The 5383-nt window shown below is 55.6% G+C and carries 5 protein-coding genes; 3 read left to right on the top strand and 2 right to left on the bottom strand.

The genetic code is table 11. From position 1 onward, the window contains the following. On the top strand, positions 1-203 hold a 203-nt coding region (locus tag LD28_RS23480; protein ID WP_420911723.1), incomplete at its 5' end, for a hypothetical protein. Positions 204-306: 103 nt separating this feature from the next. Here LD28_RS23480 and LD28_RS0119950 read toward each other — a convergent pair. Continuing rightward, on the bottom strand, positions 307-1383 hold the full coding sequence (locus LD28_RS0119950) for a porin (protein WP_033138648.1): 1077 nt from the start codon (positions 1381-1383) through the stop codon (positions 307-309). A 396-nt stretch (positions 1384-1779) separates the two neighbouring features. Between LD28_RS0119950 and dinG the strand changes: the two genes are divergently transcribed. Together dinG and LD28_RS0119940 are read left to right on the top strand one after the other, a co-directional pair. Beyond that, entirely contained in the window at positions 1780-3852 is a 2073-nt protein-coding gene (dinG, locus tag LD28_RS0119945) for an ATP-dependent DNA helicase DinG (RefSeq protein ID WP_033138647.1), read from the top strand. Between the two features lie 143 nt (positions 3853-3995). Next, positions 3996-4655, top strand: coding sequence for a YccT family protein (locus LD28_RS0119940; RefSeq protein ID WP_033138646.1), 660 nt, complete (start codon positions 3996-3998; stop codon positions 4653-4655). A 300-nt stretch (positions 4656-4955) separates the two neighbouring features. On the opposite strand, the gene LD28_RS0119935 is transcribed toward LD28_RS0119940, so the two are convergent. Further along, positions 4956-5383, bottom strand: a 428-nt coding sequence (locus LD28_RS0119935) for a YlqF/YawG family GTPase (RefSeq protein WP_033138645.1), incomplete at its 5' end; no start/stop codon positions are given.

The following is a 5383-nucleotide window of genomic DNA, read 5'->3' as shown; positions in this document are numbered from 1 at the left end:
AAGCAGAAAGCAGAAAGCAGAAAGCAGAAAGCAGAAAGCAGAAAGCAGAAAGCAGAAAGCAGAAAGCAGAAAGCAGAAAGCAGAAAGCAGAAAGCAGAAAGCAGAAAGCAGAAAGCAGAAAGCAGAAGAGATTAGCCGGAACAGGTGATTCGCCAAATATGACCGCAGCACTGTCATCAGGCCGATTGACCGCCCCCCAATAACGAAGCAGCAGGCACCACCAAAAAGAAAATGGCCGAGATATCATCTCGGCCATTCGTAGCTCGGTCAAAGACTCAAGCCAGGATATTACTCTTGTTCAACTTATTAGAAGTTGTACTGCAGAGCAACAGTCCACTGGTCGTCTTTGTTGTCGATACCTTCAATACGGTACTCGGTGTAAGCTTTCAGCTTGGAAGTGAAAGCGTACTGAACGCCCAGCAGGGTCGCATCAATAGAATCTTTGTAAGAAGCACCCGGAGCACGAGTCTCTTCTTTGTTGTAACCGGCCAGGAAGGTCCACGCATCGACGTTGTAAGAAGCAGCCAGCTCGTAGCCTTTACCTTCGTGCTTGTTACCAGTCGCTTTGTTTTTCAGGTCGGTTTCGTTATACATGGCTGCAAAGTAGAAGCCATTGATGCCGTAGTTGGAAGAGATAGCCCAGTCAGACTTCTCGAACTTGCTGCCTTTGGTGAAGAAACCAACACGGTCAGCAGTCGCTTCCAGGTCAGAACGGTTGTAACCGGCATCGAAGCCCAGACCGAAGTCAAACTTGTAACCAGCAGCAGCGCCGTAACCTTGGTTCAACTTGACGTCTTGGGTAGTCTTGCTGATGGTGTTGGAACCGATGTCCTTAACGGAAGTTACAGCATCATCGTTGGTCTGGTAAGACACTTTACCGTGGAAACCGCCGAAGCTGTTGGAGTAGATGATCTGGCCTTCTTGGCGACCGTCATACAGGTTACCTTCGCTGCCCCACTCGTTGAAGATATCGGTTGCAGCAATGGAGTCGTAGTAAGCGGTGTCTGTCTGACCGAAAATCACTTTACCGTACTGGGTACCGTCAAAGCCTACATAGATATGACGAGCTTCGAATTTACCGCCGGTGCTCTCACCTTTGGTAGCGGTAGTGCCTTTGTTGATATTGTCACTGTTCTCAGATGCAACTTGCCATTCGGTCTTGGCAATACCGGACCAGGTGTTGTTCAGTGCGATCTTGCCGGACCAGCCCAGACGGGAAGCGCCAACCAGTTCAGCGTCAGAAGAGTCGTGGTCACCGTAGTAGTTAGCCTGTACACGGCCGTATACGTCGAAGTTGGTACCGTCTTTGTCATAGATCACTGCAGCGTTAGCGGCGGATGCAAACAGAGCCGGGATAGCAATAGCCAGAATTGTCTTTTTCATAGTTTCCAATGCCTACTGTAATTAAACACTAAGTTGTTGTTATTCCCTGTGTTAGCGATGTTCTTTGCATCACTATGCCGCCGAGACTAGCACCGGATTTTTTGAACCGCAATGAAAAAACTTGGAACTTTTTAGGTAAACCATAGTCACGGAGACAAAAATGTGAGCCAAGTCTCACCTGGCAGTAAGGTCGAAGGAAAACGTTTACAATCGATTTGGCTACTTTTTCAGACTCAAATCGTACATTTTACCTGCACTCTTCGCTAAATCCCTGATAAACAACCAAAGTGGTCTGATCAGCGAGAAACGGCCGTGATAATGGCTGTCGCCTCGACCTCACCAAGGGGTTGCAGGTATCCTTGTCCTTCGATTAACTCCCAAACTGGCCTTCTCTATATGCTCTCTACTCGCCTCAAAGCCACCATTCGTCAAACCTATCGCCAGATTGCCGATGGGTTGCCCGGTTTTGTGCCGCGCAAAGAGCAGAACTTTCTGGTGGCCGAGATAGCCAAAACCCTGACCGGCGAGTACGACAAACAGCGCCGGATCCTGGTGGCCGAAGCGGGAACCGGCATCGGCAAGTCCCTCTCTTACGCTCAGGGCGCCATCCCGGTGGCACGGCTCACCCAGAAGAAGCTGGTGATCTCCACCGCCACCGTGGCCCTGCAGGAGCAGCTGATCCACAAGGACCTCCCTTTTTACCACCGCCACAGCGAGCTGCCGTTTCGCTTTATGCTGGTCAAGGGCCGCCAGCGCTACTGCTGCGAACATCTGCTGGAGCAAGCAGCCAGTGGCGCCGAGATGGCCAACTTCGAACTCGACTTTGGCAGTCTGAGCAAGCACAAACCATCGGATAGCGACAAGGATCGTTATCAGGCGCTATGGCAGGCCTACACCGATGGCAAATGGGACGGTGATCGGGACAACTGGCCACAGCCCATTCCCGATCTCTGCTGGGATCGCATCGCCGCCGACCGCCACACCTGCAACAAGGCGCTGAGCCATCACCAGCACTGCCCCTTTCATCGCGCCCGCAACGACATGGAGAGCGCCGATGTGCTGGTCGTGAACCATGCGCTGCTGCTTTCCGATCTCACCATGGGCGGTGGCATCATCCTGCCGCCCCCTGATGAGTGCATCTATGTACTGGATGAGGCCCATCACCTGCCCACCATTGCCCGGGATCACGGCGCGGCGTCGGCCAGCGTCAAAGGCTCGCGCCGCTGGCTGGAGAAGCTGGTACAAAGTGCAGGAAAACTGGCGCGGACTCTTAATAAGGAAAGCCTGCTCGACCCCCAGCTCAAACTGCAGGATGCACTGGCCTCCATCCAGCCCGATCTGAAGGCGGTCGAACAGTGGCTCAGCGACAACGATCGGCTGTTTGGCACTGAACCCCACTACCGCTTCGCCGAAGGAGTGCTGCCGGATCCCCTGCCCATGCTGGCGGAGAATCTCAAGGAGTCGAGCAAGAAGGCGCTGCGGGCACTGGACCGGATGCAGGGTGCCATCGGTGAGGCGCTGAAAGATGGCGAGATCCGCCGCAAGGAGGCTGAACCCCTGCTGGCCGAGAGCGGTTTTCATCTGCAGCGGCTGGAGAGTTTCTGCGCCCTGTGGGAGATGCTGGGGCGCCATGTCCCGACCGGCAAGACCCCGCTCGCCCGCTGGATGGCCAAGAGTGACGATGGCGATATCTGGCTGCATGCCTCACCGATTGAGGTGGGTTATCTGCTGGAGGAGTGGCTCTGGTCGAAATGTCTGGGGGCAGTACTGGTCTCGGCGACCCTCACAGCCCTCTCTTCCTTTAGTTATTTTCGCCATCAGGTGGGGCTCAAAGAGCACGATGGCACCCGTTACCTGCGTCTGCGCTCCCCCTTTGAATACCAGAAGGCCGAGCTCTATCTGCCCAAGATGGAACACGAACCCAACTCGCCAGCCTTTACCAATGAACTCATCAACGTGCTGCCACGCATTCTGGCTGGCAAGGAGGCGAGTCTGGTGCTCTTCTCCTCCTATCGGCAGATGAATGAAGTGGTCGCAGGGCTGCGGGCCAAAGGGCTCTCGCTACTGGTGCAAGGAGAGGCCTCTCGCAACGCCCTGCTCACCCTGCACAAACAAAAATGCGATGGCGGTCAGGCCAGCATTCTGTTTGGTACCGGCAGCTTCTCGGAGGGACTGGATCTGCCGGGCCACTATCTCACCAATCTGGTGATCACCAAGCTCCCCTTCGCGGTACCCAACTCGCCGGTCGAGGAGGCCACCGCCGAGTGGGTCGAGCAGCGGGGTGGCAACCCCTTCCTGCAGCTGACGGTGCCGGAGGCATCGCGCAAACTCATTCAAGCCTGCGGCCGCCTCATTCGCAAAGAGGCCGATCGGGGGAGAGTCACCATCCTCGACCGCCGCCTGCTGACCAAACGTTATGGCAAGGGGCTGCTCGACGCCCTCCCCCCGTTCACACGGCGGATCGAATAAATAAGTCGGTCGCTATTGATAAACAAACTGACAGCAGCGCGAACATCGACCACCAGAAAGAGCCATTGCCGCAGTGAACCAAACCTGCAAAAATGAGCCCCTGTTTTCAGTGGGCAATGCGCCTGACTGTTCAAGGAGATGAAATGAAACTGACTGTTCTGGTACCGGCACTGGCTGGTCTGTTGTGGGCAGGTAGTGCCCTGGCCAATGCCCAAGTGGAAGTGACCACCCCTTATGTTGTGCAGCTGCTCGATGGCCAATCCATCAACCCCAAGCTGCTCGACAAAACCAGCAGCTTCCCGCTTAGTGCCGGCAAGCATCAGTTGGTGATCGCCTTTGAAGGCAACTACTCCAATCGCAGCGAGATCAAGCTGGTGACTGCCGAGCCGCTGGTGCTCAACTTCACCGCAGCCGACAATCAGCAGCTGGTGCTGGACTACAAACAGCCCCGCAACGAAATCGAAGCAAAGCAGTTTGTCAAAGAGCAGAAAGTAGCGCTGAAAGACAAGGCCACTGGCCAGCAAGTGAGCAGCGAACAGTTCGTGATGCCGAAAGTGGAAGGCTTCCAACTGACCCGTGACTATCAGCAAGAGCTGATCAACATGGGCAAGGCCTTCAACCAGCCCAAAGCGGTTGCCGTCTCCTCTGCCGCCGTGATGGCTGCAGCCAGCGCCCCGGTCGCAGTTGCCCCGAGCAAGGCTCAGAGCAATCCGGAAGCCCTGACCCAATTGCAAAACTGGTACAACAAGGCTGATGCGGAAACCCGCAAAGCCTTCCAGATCTGGGTTATCCAGCAACAATAATCAGATCTGCCCATTACGGGACACAGGGATCAACAAGGGGAGCCATGCTCCCCTTTTTCACATCTGGTGAATGCTGTTTCTCACCAGCGTGGCTCACTCTTATCGCCATTTCGCCCGCACAAAATCGCTGCATGGCTGACGACGTTTTCCCGCCCTAGCAAAGCCTCACGCAGCCTTTATATCCAGATTTATCCCGCGCCAAACGACAGAGGCGACCACTCGGGTCGCCTCTTCTTGTTTCGTCATCTCGGTCTCACAGGCTCGCTCGTTGCCTGGCAAACTCTGGACGCCTGAGGATAACTATTTTTGACGCTTGCGGGCGTACTTGCGACGGGCGCGAGCCTGACGCTCCTCTTCCCGCTCGGCCTTCTCTTTGGCTTTTTGCTCGGCTTCTGTGGCGGCGTCGACAATCTCGACACTCACCATCTCCGGCGTCTCCAGCGAGATGCGGCCAAGCAGGCCGGAGCGGAACTCGTTGATCAGGATCTCGGACGCCTTGTGCAGGTCGGCCAGCCCCCCTTTGCGCACGAAGGCGCGTTGGCGGGCAATCATCTCCAGCAGCTCGATCTCGGTCTCGGGCAACTCGTCAATCTGGTAGCGCGCCTTGATCCGCTCCGGATAAGCCTTGATGAAGTAGTCAGCGGCGAACATGGCGATATCGGCATAGTCGAACACCGTGTCCTTGATGGCCGCTGTGATGGCCAGACGATAACCACAAGAGGGTGGGT

It is taken from the genome of Aeromonas finlandensis, from assembly GCF_000764645.1.
Classification (GTDB): domain Bacteria; phylum Pseudomonadota; class Gammaproteobacteria; order Enterobacterales; family Aeromonadaceae; genus Aeromonas; species Aeromonas finlandensis.
This window is presented reverse-complemented; position numbering and strand designations above follow the sequence as displayed.

What these genes read in the sequence shown, in the direction of transcription:
- LD28_RS0119950 (WP_033138648.1), bottom strand. Translation starts at nt 1,383, where the DNA reads ATGAAAAAGACAATTCTGGCTATTGCTATCCCGGCTCTGTTTGCATCC.
- dinG (WP_033138647.1), top strand. Translation starts at nt 1,780, where the DNA reads ATGCTCTCTACTCGCCTCAAAGCCACCATTCGTCAAACCTATCGCCAG.
- LD28_RS0119940 (WP_033138646.1), top strand. Translation starts at nt 3,996, where the DNA reads ATGAAACTGACTGTTCTGGTACCGGCACTGGCTGGTCTGTTGTGGGCA.